The sequence below is a fragment of the Streptomyces sp. SP17BM10 genome (assembly GCF_036322405.1).
GTDB lineage: Bacteria > Actinomycetota > Actinomycetes > Streptomycetales > Streptomycetaceae > Kitasatospora.
In genome coordinates this window covers 268,669-286,963 of record NZ_JAQYXB010000642.1, presented here as the reverse complement: position 1 = coordinate 286,963, position 18,295 = coordinate 268,669, and the positions used below count along the sequence as shown (strand labels likewise).

The 18,295-nt window shown below is 72.9% G+C and carries 11 protein-coding genes and 1 tRNA gene; 10 read left to right on the top strand and 2 right to left on the bottom strand.

What is annotated here, in order from left to right; genetic code table 11:
* Window positions 1-56: 56 nt before the first annotated feature.
* The 10 genes from PUR71_RS29410 to PUR71_RS29365 all read left to right on the top strand — a co-directional run bounded on the left by PUR71_RS29410 (window position 57) and on the right by PUR71_RS29365 (window position 15,859).
* Entirely contained in the window at window positions 57-515 is a 459-nt protein-coding gene (locus tag PUR71_RS29410; RefSeq protein ID WP_329930187.1) for a DUF3592 domain-containing protein, read from the top strand.
* A gap of 368 nt (window positions 516-883) precedes the next feature.
* Window positions 884-3,751: a type I DNA topoisomerase gene (gene topA, locus PUR71_RS29405; protein ID WP_329930186.1), complete on the top strand. Its 2,868-nt coding sequence runs from the start codon at window positions 884-886 to the stop codon at window positions 3,749-3,751.
* A gap of 226 nt (window positions 3,752-3,977) precedes the next feature.
* Window positions 3,978-7,436, top strand: a complete 3,459-nt coding sequence (gene tmk, locus PUR71_RS29400; protein WP_329930185.1) for a dTMP kinase — start codon at window positions 3,978-3,980, stop codon at window positions 7,434-7,436.
* A 343-nt stretch (window positions 7,437-7,779) separates the two neighbouring features.
* Entirely contained in the window at window positions 7,780-8,991 is a 1,212-nt protein-coding gene (locus tag PUR71_RS29395) for a DNA polymerase III subunit delta' (RefSeq protein ID WP_329930184.1), read from the top strand.
* A gap of 264 nt (window positions 8,992-9,255) precedes the next feature.
* Window positions 9,256-10,401 carry a hypothetical protein gene (locus tag PUR71_RS29390; RefSeq protein ID WP_329930183.1) on the top strand — a complete coding sequence of 382 codons (1,146 nt, stop codon included), beginning with the start codon at window positions 9,256-9,258 and terminating at the stop codon, window positions 10,399-10,401.
* A gap of 143 nt (window positions 10,402-10,544) precedes the next feature.
* A complete protein-coding gene (locus tag PUR71_RS29385) occupies window positions 10,545-12,233 on the top strand; it encodes an alpha/beta hydrolase (protein WP_329930182.1) in 1,689 nt (562 codons plus the stop codon).
* Window positions 12,234-12,368: 135 nt separating this feature from the next.
* Window positions 12,369-13,028 carry a leucine efflux protein LeuE gene (leuE, locus tag PUR71_RS29380; protein ID WP_329930181.1) on the top strand — a complete coding sequence of 220 codons (660 nt, stop codon included), beginning with the start codon at window positions 12,369-12,371 and terminating at the stop codon, window positions 13,026-13,028.
* Window positions 13,029-13,108: 80 nt separating this feature from the next.
* A tRNA-Thr gene (locus PUR71_RS29375) sits at window positions 13,109-13,182 on the top strand.
* A gap of 650 nt (window positions 13,183-13,832) precedes the next feature.
* On the top strand, window positions 13,833-14,321 hold the full coding sequence (locus PUR71_RS29370; RefSeq protein WP_329930214.1) for an RNA polymerase sigma factor: 489 nt from the start codon (window positions 13,833-13,835) through the stop codon (window positions 14,319-14,321).
* Window positions 14,321-15,859, top strand: coding sequence for a hypothetical protein (locus PUR71_RS29365; RefSeq protein WP_329930180.1), 1,539 nt, complete (start codon window positions 14,321-14,323; stop codon window positions 15,857-15,859). Before PUR71_RS29370 ends, PUR71_RS29365 begins: the two co-directional genes overlap by 1 nt.
* Before the next feature lie 111 nt (window positions 15,860-15,970).
* Here PUR71_RS29365 and PUR71_RS29360 read toward each other — a convergent pair whose 3' ends face one another.
* Window positions 15,971-17,584 (bottom strand): tyrosine-type recombinase/integrase, encoded by a 1,614-nt coding sequence (locus PUR71_RS29360; protein WP_329930179.1) that lies wholly within the window; start codon window positions 17,582-17,584, stop codon window positions 15,971-15,973.
* A gap of 10 nt (window positions 17,585-17,594) precedes the next feature.
* On the bottom strand, window positions 17,595-18,239 hold the full coding sequence (locus tag PUR71_RS29355; protein WP_329930177.1) for a helix-turn-helix transcriptional regulator: 645 nt from the start codon (window positions 18,237-18,239) through the stop codon (window positions 17,595-17,597).
* Window positions 18,240-18,295: the final 56 nt, after the last annotated feature.

Sequence of the window (18,295 nt, the reverse complement as noted above, 5' to 3'; positions counted from 1 at the left end):
CGCTGCGAGGCTCTGTCCACAGGCTGTGGACAGAGCTGGGGAGCCGGGGGCGAGGGGTGGACAGGACGACGGCGGTCGTGGGCGGGCTGGTGCTCGCCCTGTTCGGTGGCGCGCTGCTGCTCTGGTGCGCCGCCGAAGTGCGCCTTCGCCACCTGGTCCGCCGCCGGGGGGTGCCGGCGGAGGCCGTCGTGGTCGCCGAGCCCGACGCGCACGGCGAGCTCGACAGCGCGCCGCTGCTCTCCTTCTCGGCGCTGCCGTCGGTCGGGGGCGCCGGCGCGGGGCGGTGCGCCGAGCGGGTGCTCGCCCGTCCGCGCGGCCACACGCCGCTGCGCCGTCCCGACCGCTTCGCCCCCGGCACCTCCGTCCGGATCTGTTACGACCCGCGCCGCCCGGACCGGGTCGTGCTGGCGGCGGGGGAGATCAGTCGCCCGGCGCTGGCGGACCTGCTGTGGAGCGCGCTCGGCACCTGCTGCCTGGCGGTCGGGGCCGGCCTGCTGACGGCCGTCGTCGGCTGAGTCCGCTGGGCCGCGGCCGGGTCCGTCCGGGCCGCCCCGGGCGCCGCACCATCCGGAGCCCCGCGCTCCGCGGATTTTCCGTTGACAGATCTTGAAATCCGTCATTCCATCCTCCGGAACCCGCCGATGCCCCCCTCCACGGGGCGGGATGCTCCATCATCGGGTTACCGTTCGAGTGGCGTCGGTGGGCCTGGCAAGTGAAAACGCGGGATCCGTCCGTTTGACAAGGGTGGCCGGGGTACGGTCACACTCCGCTGGTGGGGTCGTCGTTCAGCGGCAGCCCCGGGACGGTGGAGGGGTCGGGCGGAGCGCAGCCCGTGCAGCCGGCGCCGACCAGCTCACATAACGACCGGGAGAGAAGAGCGAAGGTGTCCCCGAGCAGCGAGACCGCGCACGGACAGCGACTCGTCATTGTCGAGTCGCCGGCCAAGGCGAAGACGATCAAGGGCTACCTTGGCCCCGGCTACATCGTCGAGGCGAGCGTCGGGCACATCCGCGACCTGCCCAGCACCGCGGCCGAGGTGCCGGACAAGTACACCGGCGAGGTGCGCCGCCTCGGGGTGGACGTGGACCACGACTTCGCTCCCATCTACGTGGTGAACGCGGACAAGAAGTCCCAGGTCAGCAAGTTGAAGTCGCTGCTCGCGGAGTCCGACGAGCTCTTCCTCGCCACCGATGAGGACCGCGAGGGCGAGGCCATCGCGTGGCACCTCCAGCAGGTCCTGAAGCCCAAGGTGCCGGTGCACCGCATGGTGTTCCACGAGATCACCAAGACCGCGATCCAGGAGGCGGTGGCCAACCCGCGCGAGCTGAACCAGCGTCTGGTCGACGCCCAGGAGACCCGCCGCATCCTCGACCGCCTCTACGGCTTCGAGGTCTCGCCGGTGCTGTGGAAGAAGGTCATGCCGAAGCTCTCGGCCGGCCGGGTGCAGTCCGTCGCGACCCGTCTGGTGGTCGAGCGCGAGCGCGAGCGGATGGCGTTCCGCAGCGCGTCCTACTGGGACCTCGTCGGCACCTTCGGCACCGGCCGCACCCCGGCCGACGCGGCCAACCCGGAGACCTTCGGCGCCCGGCTGTCGAGCGTCGACGGCAAGCGGATCGCCAGCGGCCGCGACTTCGGTTCGGACGGCCGCCTGAAGGCCGGCAGCACCAACGCGCTCCACCTGGACGAGCAGGCCGCCCGCCAGCTGGCCGCCGCGCTGGAGCGGACCTCGTTCGGTGTCCGCAGCGTCGAGTCCAAGCCCTACCGCCGCTCGCCGTACGCGCCGTTCCGCACCACCACGCTCCAGCAGGAGGCCAGCCGCAAGCTGGGCTTCGGCGCCAAGCGGACCATGCAGGTGGCCCAGAAGCTGTACGAGAACGGCTTCATCACCTATATGCGCACCGACTCGACGACCCTGTCGGACACCGCGATCTCCGCCGCCCGCACCCAGGTCACCCAGCTGTACGGCGCCGACTACCTGCCGGACGCCCCGCGCACCTACGCCAGCAAGGTCAAGAACGCCCAGGAGGCGCACGAGGCCGTCCGCCCCTCCGGCGACCGCTTCCGCACCCCGGCCGAGACCGGCCTCAGCGGCGACGACTTCCGCCTGTACGAGCTGATCTGGATGCGCACCGTCGCCTCCCAGATGAAGGACGCGGTCGGCCAGTCCGTCACCGTCCGGGTCGGCGGCACCTCCGCCGACGGCCGTGACGTCGAGTTCTCCGCCTCCGGCAAGATCATCACCTTCCACGGCTTCCTCAAGGCCTACGTCGAGGGCGCGGACGACCCGAACGCCGAGCTCGACGACCGCGAGCGCCGGCTGCCGCAGGTCGCCCAGGGCGACCCGCTGGCCGCCGAGCAGATCACCCCCGAGGGCCACGCCACCAAGCCGCCGGCCCGCTACACCGAGGCCTCGCTGGTCAAGGAGCTGGAGGACCGGGAGATCGGCCGCCCCTCCACGTACGCGTCGATCATCGACACGATCATCCAGCGCCGGTACGTCTTCAAGAAGGGGACGGCGCTCGTCCCCTCCTTCCTGTCCTTCGCCGTGGTCAACCTGCTGGAGAAGCACTTCGGCCGACTGGTCGACTACGACTTCACCGCGAAGATGGAGGACGACCTCGACCGGATCGCCGCCGGTGAGGCGCAGTCCGTGCCGTGGCTGAAGCGCTTCTACTTCGGCGAGGGCGAGGGCGTCGAGGCCGGGCGCGCCGCCGACGCCGGCAACGGCGACGGCGACCACCTGGGCGGCCTGAAGGAGCTCGTCACCGACCTCGGCGCGATCGACGCCCGGGAGATCAGCTCGTTCCGGATCAGCGACGACATCACGCTGCGGGTCGGCCGCTACGGCCCGTACGTCGAGCGCGCCTCCGCCGTCGAGGGCGAGCCCGGCCAGCGCGCCGACATCCCGGACGACCTGCCGCCGGACGAGCTCACCGTCGAGCTGGCCGAGGAGCTGCTGGCCAAGCCCAGCGGCGACTTCGAGCTCGGCCCGGACCCGGTCAGCGGCAACATGCTGGTCGCCAAGGACGGCCGCTACGGCCCGTACGTGACCGAGATCCTGCCCGAGGGCACGCCGAAGACCGGCAAGAACGCGGTCAAGCCGCGCACCGCCTCGCTGTTCCAGACGATGTCGCTGGACACCGTCACCCTGGAGGACGCACTGCGGCTGCTCTCGCTGCCGCGCGTGGTCGGGGCGGACGCCGAGGGCGTCGAGATCACCGCGCAGAACGGCCGCTACGGCCCGTACCTCAAGCGCGGCACCGACTCGCGCTCGCTCACCAGCGAGGACCAGCTCTTCACGATCACCCTCGACGAGGCGCTGGCGATCTACGCGCAGCCCAAGCAGCGCGGCCGGGCCGCCGCCGCCCCGCCGCTGCGCGAGCTCGGCACCGACCCGGTCAGCGAGCGCCCGGTCGTGGTCAAGGACGGCCGCTTCGGGCCGTACGTGACGGACGGCGAGACCAATGCCACGCTGCGCAAGGACGACGACGTCGCCTCGATCACGCCCGAGCGCGGCTACGAGCTCCTCGCCGAGAAGCGGGCGCGCGGGCCGGTGAAGAAGGCGGCGAAGAAGGCCCCGGCGAAGAAGGCGACCGCCACCAAGACGGCGGCCAAGAAGACCACCACGGCCGCCGCGAAGAAGACGGCCGCGAAGAAGACCACGGCCAAGAAGACCACCACGGCCGCGGCCAAGAAGACGGCGGCGAAGAAGACCGCCGCGAGCAAGACCACGGCCACCGACGAGGGCTGATCCTCCGACGGCGGCTCCCGGGCCCGTGCCCCCCTTCATCGGGGCGCGGGCCCGGGGCGTGTCCGGGGGGAGCTGTCCGCACCATGTACGGGCGGGCCCGGTGAGGGGCGGGGGCCGTTCGGGGGCGGCGTGTGTGTGTGCGGAGATCGTCACAACCCGGTGATGAGCCCGATCCGGAACGTCGTTCGTCTCTTTCCGGCCAACCCCCGACCGCTACGCTGACCGTATGACGAGCGAGGAGCAGCCCACCCCCAGCGCCGCCCCGGCCGCCAGAGCCGCCACGCCCGACCTGCCCGAGGTCGCGCCCGCCGGTACCCCGGTGGAGCGGGCCCGCGCGCTGCTGCGCACGCGGCCCTACCGGCGGCTGTGGACCAACCAGCTGATCGGCGGCACCGCCGACCGCCTCGGCCTGCTGGTGCTGCTCGCGCTCACCGTGATCGCCGCCGCCCTCGGCGGCCCGTTCGGTGACCTGCCGCGCAGCCTGGCCTTCGCGGTCGCCGCGGTCTTCGCCGCCCGGCTGGCGGCCGCCCTGGTCGTCGGCGTCCTGCTGCTCGGACCGGTGCACCGACTGGTCGCCGGCAAGCTGGACCGGCGCTGGACGCTGTTCGGCGCCGACGCGCTGCGCGCCGTGCTGATCGGCGTCGCGCCGTGGTGGATCGTGTGGCTCGGCTCCGGCCCGAAATCCGGGGCCGCCACCTACGTCCTGCTCGCCACCGTCTTCGTGACCGGTGCCGCCGAGCGCGTGTGGGCCGTCGCCAAGGACGCGGCCGTCCCCGGCCTGCTGCCGCCCGCCGACCCGTACGCCCCCGTCGCCGAGCAGCGGCCGTCCGCGGCCAACCTGGAGACCGTCCGCACCGTCGACCGGTTCACCGGCTGGGTCTCCCTGCCGCTCGCCGCCGTCGGCCTGGTCGTCTGCACCCTGGTCAACAACGTCTTCGCGGCGCTCGGCTCGGACTGGCTCCGGGCCCACCAGGTGACCGTCGCCGCCCTCGGCGCGGCCGGCCTGTTCACCGCCTCCGCCGTCCGCGGCTACCTCCAGCAGCTGGCCGTCGGCCCGGTCACCGTCGCCCCGTACCCGCCGCTGCGGGGCCTGCGCGCCCCGACCGACGCGGCCAACCCGGCGCCCACCACCACCCGTGCCGGAGACGCTCCGCGTCGCCCCTCCCGTGTCCCCGCCCTCAAGAAGGGCCGCACCGGTAGCGCCCCCTACTTCACCTTCGCCGTCGCCGCCGCCTACGCCTCGATGGCCGGCGTCGCCGCCCTCGCGCTGCTCACCGCCGCCGAGCACCGGGCCGGGCCGATCGGCTACGGCCTGCTCGTGCTCGCCGCCACCGGCGCGCCGGCCGCCGGCGTCCGGCTCACCCGGGCCACCCTGCCCGCCCTCTCCCGCCGCCGGCTGCTCGCGCTGGCGCTGATCACCGAGGGCGTGACCCTGATCCTGGCCGGGCTCGTGCTCGACTACGTCCTGGTCCTCCTGCTCACCGTGCTGGCCGGCCTCGCCGCCGGGATCGTCGTCTCGGCCGGGCGCACCCTGCTCGCCCAGGAGGTCGAGGAGGCCCGGCTGCCCAAGGTCACCGAGCACCTGTACGCGGTGCTGCGGGCCGTCGTCGGCGCCGCGCTGGTCGCCGTCCCGCTGATCGCCGCCGCCTACGGCGACGTCGAGTACGGCACGGTCGAGCCCGGCTCGTTCACCTTCATCCACGGCGGCGCGGCCCTCGCCGTCGCCACCGCCGGCCTGCTCACCCTGGTGCTCGCCGCCGTCGTGCTGGTCAAGACCGACGACCGGCGCGGCACCGCCCCGTTCGGCCGCGACCTGATCGACGCCGTGCGCGGCGGCAGCGGCCCTGCGGCGCACCGCACCACCGGCACCGGTTTCTTCATCGCCCTGGAGGGAGGCGACGGCGCCGGCAAGTCCACCCAGGCCCAGGCGCTCGCCGAGTGGATCCGCGGCAAGGGCCACGAGGTCGTGCTGACCCGCGAGCCCGGCGGCAGCCCGGTCGGGCAGCGGCTGCGCGGCCTCGTCCTGGACGTCGGCAACACCGGCCTCTCGCACCGCGCCGAGGCCCTGATCTACGCGGCCGACCGCGCCGAGCACGTCGAGAACGTCATCCGTCCCGCCCTCGCGCGCGGCGCCGTCGTCATCACCGACCGGTACATGGACTCCTCCATCGCCTACCAGGGCGCCGGGCGCGACCTCGCCGCGACCGAGGTCGCGCGGATCTCCCGCTGGGCCACCGGCGGCCTGGTGCCCGACCTGACCGTCGTCCTGGACGTCGACCCGACCAAGGCCCGGGAGCGCTTCACCGAGGCGCTGGACCGGCTGGAGTCCGAGCCGACCGAGTTCCACCAGCGGGTCCGGGCCGGCTTCCTCGCCCTCGCGGCGGCCGACCCGGCGCGCTACCTGATCGTCGACGGCAGCCAGGCGCCCGGCTTCGTCACCACCGCGATCCGCCACCGGCTCGACCGCGAGCTGCCCCTCTCCGAGCAGGAGAAGGCCGCCCGCGCCGAGCAGGAGCGGCTCGCGCGGGAGGAGGCCGAGCGGCGCGCCGCCGAGGAGGCCCGCAAGAAGGCCGAGGCGGAGGCCGCCGAGCGCAAGCGGCAGGAGCTCCTGGAGCAGCTGCGGGCCGAGCAGGCCGAGCAGGAGCGGCTGGCCAAGGAGGAGGCCGAGCGGGTCGCCGCCGAGGCGCGCCGCAAGGCCGAGGAGGAGGCGCGGCGCCGCGCCGAGGAGGAAGCCCGCCGACGGGCCGAGCAGGAGGCGCGCCGCAAGGCCGAGGAGGAGGCCCGCCTCGCCGCCGAGGCCGCCGAGCGCAAGCGGCTCGCCGCCGAGGCGGCCGCGCAGGCGGAGCTCCAGCGGCAGCGGGAGCTCCAGCGCGAGGAGCAGCGCCGCCGGGCGGAGGAGGCGCTGCAGCGCGCCGAGGAGGCCCGGCTGGCCCAGGCCGCCGCGCTCGCCGCGGCTGCTGCCGCGGCCGAGACGGCGGCGGGGCGTGCCGGGGACGCGGCCACCACGCAGCTGCGGGCGCCGGAGGGCGCCGGGACGCCGGGTGCTTCGGGTTCGGTTCAGGAAGCCGACGAGACCACGCGCGAGCTGTCGCTGCGGGACCGGCAGCCGGTCGCGGAGCAGACCGCGAAGCTGCCGGCGGTTCCGCCCGCTCCGTCCGCTCCGCCAGTTGCGGGCGCTGCGGCGGAGGAGACCGCGGTGCTGCCGCGGGTGCCGGGCGGGGCGGCCGCCGACGAGACGGCGAAGCTGCCGCGGGTGGCGGCCGGGCCGACTGCGGCGGACGAGACCGCCGTGCTGCCGAAGGTGGCGGCAGAGGACGACCGGACCGCGGTGCTGCCGAAGGTCGAGCCCGGCCGTGCCGAGGACCGGGTCCCCCCGGGCCTGTGGCGCGAGGAGCCCGCGGAGACCACCCGGGAGCTCCCGGTGGTCGGCGAGGGGCAGACCCCGGCCGACGCCGCCGAGGCGCGCCCGCGGCCGGACTGGGCCGAGGAGACGCCGATGGACGACCTCCCGAGCCTCACCGACACGCTGCTCGGCTCGCGCGACGAATGGTCCCGCTGGGAGCAGGACGACGACCCCGGCCAGGGCCCGCGGCCTCCGCGCGGCGAGGCCGGCGCGGGCAGCGGCGCCGAGGCCGGCGACGACCATGGCAAGGGCAAGGGCCGCCGCTGGGGGCGCAAGAGCTGATCCCGCGCTGCGGGTGGTGCGAACGGACGACGGGCGGCGTCACCGGGCCGAGGAGGCCGGGTGGCGCCGCTTGCGTCTGCAGGGAGGGGGCGGAGGCGCGCTCGGACTTTCCGTTGCGCGCGGGCGGGGTGGCGGGCGTCCGGCGGGACTCGGGTTGCCCGCGGTGTCGCTCGGCGGGGCCGGGCGGGGCGGCTCGGCTGTGCCGGCGCCGCGGTGATGCGGAGCCGCGGTGAGGGTCGGTCGGCCAGGGCGGCAGAGCCGTCGCCCGGACGGCGCAGTGGGTGTCGGGGCGGGCACGTATGCTCGACGGCGGAGCGCAGCCGTACGGAGCTTGGGAGCAGCAGTGGCCGTCTGGGACGACCTGGTGGGCCAGGAGCGGGTGGTCGAGCAGCTGACGGCCGCCGCGATGGCGGCCGGGGCGACGGTGGCGGCCGGCCGCGGCGCCGGGCCGGCCGAGGGGGCCAACGCCTCCCTGATGACGCACGCCTGGCTGTTCACCGGGCCGCCCGGGGCCGGGCAGGTCACGGCCGCGCGGGCGTTCGCCGCGGCGCTCCAGTGCACCAGTCCGGACCTCGCGCTCGGCGGTACGCCCGGGTGCGGGTTCTGCGAGGGCTGCCACACCGTGCTGGCCGGCAGCCACGCGGACGTGAAGTACGTCCGGACCGACGGGCTGTCGATCGGCGTCGGCGACATGCGCGACCTCGTGCTGCGCGCCTCCAGCTACCCGACCGGCGGGCGCTGGTCGGTGATCCTCGTGGACGCCGCGCACCGGCTCACCGAGGCCGCCGCGAACGCGCTGCTCAAGGGCGTCGAGGAGCCCTCCCCCCGGACGGTCTGGCTGCTCTGCGCGCCGTCCGTCCAGGACGTGCTGCCGACCATCCGCTCGCGCTGCCGCCTGCTCGTGCTGCGCACCCCGGCCGCCGAGGCGGTCGCCGACATGCTGGTCCGCCGCGACGGCGTCGACCCGGGCACGGCGCGCCTGGCCGCGCTCGCCGGGCAGGGTGACGTCGAGCGCTCCCGCCGCCTGGCCATCGACGAGCAGGCCAGGACCCGGCGCACCGAGGTGCTGCGGATCCCCCTGGAGGTCTCCGACATCGGTGGCTGCCTGGCCGCCGCCCAGCGCCTGGTGGACACCGCCAAGGCCGACGCCGAGGCGCTCGCCGAGACGCAGGACGCCAAGGAGACCGACGACCTGAAGGCCGTCTACGGCGCCGCCGAGGGCGGCAAGGCGCCGCGCGGCATGGCCGGTGCGGTCAAGGAGCTGGAGAAGCGGCAGAAGAGCCGGGCCACCCGCACCCGTCGCGAGACCCTCGGCGTCGCGCTGCTCGACCTGCTCGGCTTCTACCGCGACGTGCTCGCGCTCCAGCTCGGCTCCACCGGCGCGCTGGCCAACGAGGACCAGCGGCAGGTGCTGAACCGGGTCGCCCAGGCGGGCCCGGCGGAGGGCACGCTGCGCCGCATCGAGGCGGTGCTCGCGTGCCGCCGGGCGCTGGACCGCAACGTCGATCCGCTGCTCGCGGTCGAGGCGATGACGGTGGCGCTGCGCGCGGGCTGAGGCGCTCACGGTGCGGCGAGCGGGCTGAGGCGCTCACGGTGCGGAGCGCGGGCCGCTCCGGGGGCGGGCGCGTTCCGCTTCCCGCCCTACCCGGGTGTCCCACCTTCGAGTGAACGGGCGATACGCGCCGGGCACACCCGCGTGTGACGGCCGGGTCGTCCCGCACGCTGGGGGCCGACTGCGCCCCGGTGCCGGGGCAGTCTGTCCCGTACGGCGCCGGGTCCGCCCCGGTCGTCCGGTCCTCCGCCCTAGGTGGTGCGTCCCGTGGTCCGTTCGCTCCTCGTCATCCCCCTGCTCGCGGCCGCCCTCGGCGGCCTCTGGCTGGCCCGCGGGGCCCACCAGCGTTGGCGCGACCTGCGGGCCGCCCAGGTGTACGAGTTGGCCGGGGACCGGTGGCCGATGCTGCTGAGGGCGGCCGGCGCGATGGTCTGCGGAGTGTGCGTCACGGCGCTGACGCTGCTCACCGCCTTCGGCGCGTTCGGTGGGATGAACCGGACCGACGACGAGTCGGCGGAGCGCGCGGAGCCCGCCGTGGACGCGCCCGCCGCGAGCGGGGCGCAGGGCGCCGGCCCCCGGCAGCAAGCGGTGCCGCCCACCGCCGAGGCCGCCGTGGCCCAGGCCGCGGCGGCGACGTCGCCGGCCGCCGTGCCGAGCCGGTTCGACAGCGTCGGCCACCCGGGCGGCGGGGAACTGCTGCAGTCCGCCGTGCTCGGGCCCGACGGCAAGCCGCGCAACGTCCGGGTCTGGCTGCCGCCGCAGTACGCCAAGGAGCCGAACGCCCGCTTCCCGGTCGTCGTGATGCAGGCCGCGACCCCGCGCAAGACCGCCGACGCCGAGGTCCCGGACGTCTTCGAGGGCATCGGCTCGGCCCTGCAGACCGGCAAGGCGCGGCCGTTCATCCTGGTCGCCCCCGAGGCGCCGAACGGCACCGCGCACCCCTGCGACCTCGTCGCCGCCGCCCCGCAGGCCGTCGCCGACGACGTGGCGCTGCGCACCACCATCGCCGCCACCTTCCGCGCGATGCCGCCCGGACCGGCCTCCTGGGGCACGCTCGGCGTCGAGGGCGGCGCGCCGTGCGCCGCGGCGGCCGGGCTGGCCCGCCCGGACCTGTACGGCGCCGCGGCGGCCGTCTCGGGGCGGTACGACGCCGCCGCGCTCACCCAGGCCGGCGCGGAGGCGCCCGCGGGGACGGCGGCGAAGCTGATGCTCGCCGCCGCGAAGGCGGACGCCGCCGGGCTCGACGCGGCGCGCAAGCTCCAGGCCGCCCTGCACGGCGGGGCGGGGCCCGCAGCCAAGGCTGACGTGCGGATCTCGGACAACGTGCAGGACTTCACGCCCGACCGGGAGCGGCTGCGGCTCGTGCGGCAGGCGGCGCAGTACCTGGCCGACACGCTGGGGAAGGCCTCCTGAGCAGGGCTTTTCACGGGCACTTCGCTGCCCGGTACCCCGGGCGGGTACCGGGCAGCCGCCGTTGGCCGGGCTCGCGGGGTGAGCCGGGGCGGACGGTCCCCACGCAGCGAAGGCGATCGAGTGGGTCGAACGAAGGGATCCGGATGAAGGCCACCGGGCGGGTACTGGCCGCGACGCTCGTCGCGGCCGAACTGTTGGCGGGCGGGTTGCTGGCGGGCGGGTGCAGCGCGGGCGGGCCCGGTCCGGGCGGCGGGGCGGTGTCCCGGCCGGGGAACGGCGCGTCGCCCGCGTCATCGCCGGGTTCGCCGCCCGCCGAGGTCACCCCGCTGGAGCCGTTGCCCGCCGAGGCGCCCGCCGAGCTCGGCGCGTACTACGGGCAGCGGCTGGCGTGGCAGCCGTGTGACGACGGGTTCGAGTGCACCACCTTCAAGGTGCCCGTCGACTACGGCCGCCCCGCTGACGGCGACCTCACCCTGACGGCCGTCCGCGCCCCCGCGATCCCCGGGGCGGGCGTGGGGGCGGCGGGGGCTGGTACGGGGACCGGGACGGGGGCAGCAGGGATGGGGGCCTCGCCGGCGGCCGGGGGCCGGATCGGTTCGCTGCTGCTCAACCCGGGCGGGCCCGGCGGCTCGGCGGTCGAGTACGTGGAGGCCGCCGCCCGGACGTACGACGGCGGGGTCCGCGCCCGGTACGACCTCGTCGGGCTCGACCCGCGCGGCGTCGGCCGCAGCAGCCCCGTCACCTGCCTGACCGGCGAGCGGATGGACGCCTTCACGTCCGTCGACTTCACCCCCACCGACCAGCGAGAGGTCGACGCCCTGGTCGCCGCCGACAAGGAGTTCGCGGAGGGCTGCCGGCAGCGGGCGGGCGCGGCGCTCGGCCACGTCAGCACCGTCGAGGCCGCCCGCGACATGGACGTGCTGCGCGCGCTCCTCGGCGACGAGCGGCTGAGCTACGTCGGCAAGTCCTACGGCACGTTCCTGGGCGCCACGTACGCCGGGCTCTTCCCCGGCCGGGTCGGGCGGTTCGTCCTGGACGGCGCGATGGACCCGTCCCTCGACTCCGTGGCCGGCAACCGGACCCAGGCCGGCGGCTTCGAGACCGCCTGGGCCGCATTCGCCAAGGACTGCGCCCGGCGCGACGACTGTCCGCTCGGCCGCACCGAGCAGGAGGTCGGCGAGCGGCTGGTGGCCCTGCTGGCGACCGTCCGCGCCCAGCCGCTGGCCACCACGGACGGCGGCCGCCGGCTCAGCCACGCCCAGGCCACCACGGGCGTCCTCGAAGCGATGTACGCCGACTTCCTCTGGCCCACGCTGCGCGGCGCGCTCACCGACGCCAAGGCCGGGGACGGCACCGGCCTGCTGAAGCTCTCGGACTCGTACTACGGGCGCGAGCCGGACGGCTCCTACCCCAATCTGATGTTCGCCAACACGGCCGTGAACTGCCTCGACCTGCCCGCCCCCTTCGCCGGCCCGGAGGACGTCCGGCGGGCGGTGCCGGACTTCGAGCGCGCCTCGCCGCATTTCGGGCGCGACATGGCGTGGATGGCGCTGACCTGCACCTACTGGCCGGTGAAGGCCACCGGCTCGGCGCACACCGTCCGGGCCGCGGGCGCCGCCCCGATCGTCGTCGTCGGCACCACCCGCGACCCCGCCACGCCGTACGCGTGGGCCCAGGCGCTGGCGGGCCAACTGGAGTCCGGGCGGCTGCTCACCTACGACGGGGACGGGCACACCGCGTACGGGCGGCACAACGCGTGCGTGGACGGCGCCGTCAACCGCTACCTGCTGACGGGCGAACCGCCGGAGCAGGGCAAGCGCTGCGGCCGGTAGGCGAGCGGGGTGGTGGGTGAGTGGGGCCGGTGGGCGAGTGGGGGCCGTCTCACCAGGTAGTTTCAGCTTCAATCGGTCCCCGGTGCGACGTTACGATGAGCGCCTCCCCGCCCCCTCCCCTCCCCGGAGCGCACCGTGCTCGGTGTCAACAACCTGGCGACGTACGTCCTCGGCGCCCTCGTCATCGTCCTGCTGCCCGGCCCCAACTCCCTGTACGTGCTGTCCGTCGCCGCCCGCAAGGGCGTCCGGACCGGCTACCGGGCCGCTGCCGGCGTCTTCGTCGGCGACTTCACCCTCATAAGCCTCACCTCGCTGGGCGCCGCCTCGCTGCTGAAGGCCAACCCGGCCGTCTTCGCGGTGGTGAAGTTCGGCGGCGCGGCCTACCTGCTCTGGATCGGCTTCGGCATGCTCCGCGCGGCCCGCCAGCTGTGGCGCGAGCACCGCGCCGCCGCCGACGCCGGCGCCAGCGCGGACGAGCAGGCCACCGGGGCCGTCGAGCGGCCGTTCCGGCGCGCGCTCGTGATCAGCCTGCTGAACCCGAAGGCGATCCTGTTCCTGCTGTCCTTCTTCACGCAGTTCGTGGACCCGTCCTACGGTCAGCCGGCGTTCTCCTTCGCCCTGCTCGGCGGGATCCTGCAGACGTTCAGCTTCCTCTACCTCACCCTGCTGATCTTCGCCGGCACCACCCTCGCCACCGCCTTCCGCCGCCGCAAGCGGCTCTCCGCCACCCTCACCAGCGGGGTCGCCGTCCTCTTCGCCGGCTTCGCCGCCAAGCTCGCCGTCTCCTCCGCCTGACCCCCGCCGAGACATCCCGGTACGGATCACCCGCGAACCTGTGTAGACTGGCCCGCGTTGCCAGCACGTACGGCAGCGGCGCCGCCTTAGCTCAGTTGGCCAGAGCAACGCACTCGTAATGCGTAGGTCGCGGGTTCGAATCCCGCAGGCGGCTCAGTGAAGGCCCAGGTCGGATAGCCCCTGACCTGGGCCTTTTGCCATTCCGTGACCTAATGGCGGGAGGCAGTCCGAGCCGATGTGTTCCGCCGAGGGTCAGGTGCGGCCAAAGTGCGGCCATCAGTGCAATTGCACTGCACGGGTGCGGCCAGGGAGTCGATCCAACGATCGGCGCCCGTCGGGTGGCTACTGTGGCACCCCTACAAAGCGCGGGATTGCAGGGCCGAGCGGGCGACGGCCTGCCGCCCGATGGCCAGCGAAGATCGGCAGGCGACCGTTTGCACCTTTTCAAGATCATCAACCACTGAGGGGTATGAGCGAATCGCTGAGCCCGTGGCCGGAGCCTGCTGGGGATGAGGAGGGGGCCGTGCCCACCCGCCGCGTGGACGCAAAGGGCCATCAAGCCGGTAGCCAGGGCCGGTCGGGCGAGCTGGTGATCATCTTCCACGCAGTGGCCGGGGCGGCGGTCGCGGTATATGCGGCCAGCCAATCAGTCCCTCTGACAATCGCCACTTTGGTCGTCGCTGCGGGGTTAGCCGGATGGTGGATCGCCCGCGGGCAGTAGCACCGCGGCTGACTCGATCTAGACCCCGCCATCGGATCGGAGACCCGACGCCATTGTCCGGCACCAACCAACCCTTGGGCTTCGTGGAGTTCTGTAAAGGCGAACTCCGTGGGCTGGTCCGTCACCTGTGCATGGCGGGGTACGACCAGCACGTCGCTGAGGACGCTGCCCAGGACGCGATGATCGAGCTGCTTCGGGTCTGGGACGGCGAGACGATCCGAGATCCGAGAGCCTGGGTTCGCCGGGTAGCCGGCCGTAAGGCCGCCGACGCCGTGCGATCGGAGCGCCGACTGCGAGAGGTCCAGGGGTTGGCAGTAGCTCAGGCGGAGACGCTGGTGCCCGACACGGTGGAGGCGGAGAGCAGGGAAGAGGCCGAGGTGGTCCTTCGGCTCCTTCGGACACTCCCGCAGGTGCAGCAGCAGGTGATGGCCTGGGAGTTCGACGGCTATAAGGCGGCGGACATCGCGGAGCACATGGGTATGAAGGCCAACACGGTCAGATCCAACCTCCGCCACGCCCATGAGCACCTCAAGCGGATGTTGAGCGCGGAGAACGAGGAGGTCGGGGCCTGATGAGCGAGTCTGAGCTGTCCGATGCGGCCGACTTCAGCGACTGGATGCGCCGGGCGGCCAAGCGAATGGAAGAGACCCTGGTGTCCGACGCGAGGCTTGCGGAGATGATGGAGGCGATCCTCGGCTCGGGGGGCGCGCGTGATCTGAAAGAACATCACGCCTTCGAGCAGGTGCTGGAACGCACCGGGACCGATGCCTTTGTCGCAGTGCGTGAGCTGGTCCGTCGGAGGAACCCCGCAGCGATTCGAGCCGAGAGGGCCGCCGACCTCTACGGGCTTCCGGTCTTCAACGGGCTCCGTGATCACGATGCCGGCGACAACCTTGGGCGCCACCTGAAGGTTGTCAGCGACGAGCCGAGCGATGTCGCCTTGGGGACGTTTCATCGGGCAAAGCCGGAAGTTGAGAAGCTGCTGATGGGCGTGCAGCTCTACGGCGATGCCGGATTGGCACTGCGGGAGCTGTACCAGAACGCCCTCGACGCCTGCCGCTACCGAGTCGCGCGCTACGAGTACCTCTCGCGGACCAGCGGAGACGACTGGTCGTATGAGCCTGAGATTACTTTCCGGCACGGACGAGACGAACAAGGGCGGGACTACCTCGACTGTGCAGACAACGGCGTTGGGATGGACGTGGAGGTCATCCGTGAACTGTTCTCACGGGCTGGCGCGAGGTTCGTCGAGTCGCAGAACTACCGTGCGGAATTGACGGACTGGAAGGTCTGCGACCCTCCTGTGGAGCTGGTGCCCAACAGCCGGTTCGGAATCGGAGTGCTCAGCTACTTCATGCTGGCCGACCAGATCGAGGTCACTACGTGCCGAATGGACCGGCACGGAAGAAGCGGACCCGAGCTGAGGCTTGCCATTGGCGGTGCTGGCCAGTTGTATCGCATCGCGCAAGTTCGAGAGCGTGGTGAACCTGGAACAACGGTCAGGTTGCTGCTTCGGGAGTCGTCGGATCGCCATGGCTGGAGTGAGGCCAACCTCGCGAAGTCGCTGGAGCGGGTTCTAGGCGTCGCTGAGTTCCCCACGTCCTTCGTCGGCAAGGAGGCTCGCCTGGCCTGGATCCCTGGCGAGCTTCGACCAAGCCGAAGCCTTGCTGGCCAGGCCAGAGGAGTCCGGGCTGATGGGTGGACGGTTCCCTGTCTCCAAGGCCGGGTCGTATGGTGCGAAGACGGGGGAGCGCTGCTTCTGGACGGTCTGCTGGTAGAGCCTGGCGCCGACAGCAGGATCCTCGAAGGCAGCGGCTACGGGACGTTGCGTGGCGTCGTGGTCAATCTGCCTGCACAGCCAGAGTTGGAGCTTTCAGTTGACCGGAGCTTCCTCCGCAGTGACGTCTCAGCTCAGGTGGAGGCGATGCTGTCTGCCGCAGCCGATGAGCTGGTGGCTGCGAAGCCAGCTCTTGTCACAACGGCGTGGCTAGCCGATATCGATCGGCATTGTCCTGTGGTGGCGGAGGCTGTCAGAGCAGCTCTGGACCGCCGCAAGGAAGGCGGGCCAAACGGCCAACTGCACGATGGAGTGGGTAATGAGAGTGAATGACCCGTGGCGCCGAAGGCTGGACGAGATCGCACTGGTGACTCAGTAGCAGACGCAACAACCGGCTCCGAGACAGCGTGGTTGCTGTCTCGGAGCCGGTTGTTGCCTGGGTGGTCAGGCCGACTTCGCCTCGTCGGGGTCGCTGGCCGGGCGGGTCGGGGGACGCATCTGCGGGATGGTCCGGGGCGTGGCCCGGGTGCTGTCAGGGACGGCGGCGAGCTGGGGCCGCGCGTGCGGGACGAGCTGGACGACCTTCTCGGCCGCGTCGCGGGCGAGATCGTCCAGGACCGACTGGTAGATGTCCCGGGTGATCCGGGTGTCGGAGTGCCCGAGGGTGTCGGAGACGACCTTGATATCGACTCCAGCGGCGAGCATGAGCGTCGCGGCGACGTGCCGAAGGTCGTGCAGGCGGATCGGCGGCAGGCCGGCGGCCTCCACGAGGCGCTCGAAGAGGTCGCTGACCTTGCCCGGGTGGAGGAGGGAGCCGTCCTCCTGGGTGAAGATCCGGCCGGTGTTCTGCCAGGCGTCGCCCCATTCCGCCCGCTCGCGCTCCTGGCGGAGCTTGTGGGCCTGGAGACCGTCGAACGTCTCGTTGTCGAGCGCCAGCAGGCGGATGCCGGAGTCGGTCTTGGGTGCCCCCTCGTGGATATCCCACCCGTCCTGGACGAGCTGGGTGGCGATGGCCAGGGAGCGCTGGGCTGCGGAGAGGTCCTCCCAGCGGGCTCCGCACGTCTCGCCGCGACGGGTGCCCCGGAAGGCGATGATCCGCCAGAACATGTAGAGCCGGTCCTCGGAGACGAAGTTGAGGAAGGCAGCAGTCTGCTCTGGAGTCCAGACCATCACGGGGCTGGGCTTGCGCCCGGTCTCCTGCCAGCGGGCGATCCGCTCGTCGGTCCAGATGAGCGCCTTCGGCTTGGTACCGGGCAGCAGCTCGACGTGCTCGAACGGGTTGAACGGGCTGAGGACCTGCTGCGCGATGGCCACGTTGAGGGCCGCACGGCCCGTCGCCTTGATGTGGGGCTGGGTGTTGAGGCCGGTGATCCGACGGAAGGGCGGCATCTGGTCGAGCTGGGCACGCAGCCACTTCCGGCGGGCGCGGTTCTCGGCGCCGCGGTTCGGGATCCCCTTCAACTCGTCCTGGATCGCCCGACGCTGGGCGTTCTGCTCCTGGATCAGGATGTTGGTCTCGTTGATCGAGTCGAACATCGCGTCCACGTGGTGCACCCGGAGCTTGTCGAGCCGGAGGTGGCCCAAGTGGGGCTTGAGGTGGACGCGAACGTCGCACTCGTAACGCTTGTACCCGGTGACCCGGAGGCGCTTGCGTCCGGCGAGCCAGCGATCAAGCCACTCTGCAACAGTGACCTTCGAGTTGAGCGTCTGCCCGGTCTTGAACCGACGGAGGGTCTCGTCGTAGTCGGGGAGGGGTTCCTTCGCCGCCGCGCAAGCTTCGAGCAGGTCGCTGATCGCCTGCTGGCCGGTCGGGTCGTCCTTCTCGGGGATCGCCATCAGGGCGATGACCTTCGACAACTCCTCCTTCGCGTCGGCGGCGGTGGTGAACCCACCTCGACGAAAGCGCCGTCGGCTGTTGTCCTGGCGAGGCACCAGCTCCTGGGTGACGTACCAAACGCCGTGCCGGGAGCTGGACGCCTTCGGGCACTTCGCGCCGTACGGCTTGCCGGTTTCCGGGTTCCGGCAGGCGCACCGTCGGGAGACGGTTCCGTTCTTCACGTGCGGTCCTCTACGGTGATTCGTCCTCGGCCTGGTCGGCGACCGTGAGGCCGTCGGGGAGTGCGGGCGGGACGAGACCCCGCTCACGCATCCGCTGCCGGAAGGAGGCCAGCTCCTTGCGGTCAGCGTCCGCGTACTCCTCATAACCGGCGGCCAGCCCCAGAAGGGCCGCCTTGCGATCCGGGGCCGTTGTAGTGCTGGCCGCCCGCCGCCGGTCTGTCGCGAGGGTGGCGGATGCTCTGGCTGCGGCGACGAGGTCCGCGTGAGCCCGGAAGGTGTCCAGCACTTCGCGAGCGCTTCCCGGCGGCGCCGGGTCTGCGATCGGCGTTTCCCCGGTGAACCAGGCGAGCGCGTCCCAGGTGGACACCCCACGATTGGGTAGCGGATCGACCGTCTCGGCTGTCCCCAGAGGGAACAGCAGGGTGATCGGCGGCGCGCCGAGCACGTCCGCCAGGACCAGGAAATCCGTGAGCGTGATACTCGTTCGTCGGCCCGATTCCAGGTTCTTGATCGTCTGGTCGGTGATGTCCGGGAGGCCGCGTTCGGCGCAGCCCTCCGCGACGGCCGCCATGGTGAGGCCGGCTGCCTTTCGTGCCTCACGTAGGGAGCGCACGACCTGGGCGGTGAACGCCGCTGGCCAAGAGTCTGAGGTCATGCATGCACTTTATGGCCAGAGAAAGTGCTGCTGCAACTCCGTGATACAACGTTTCG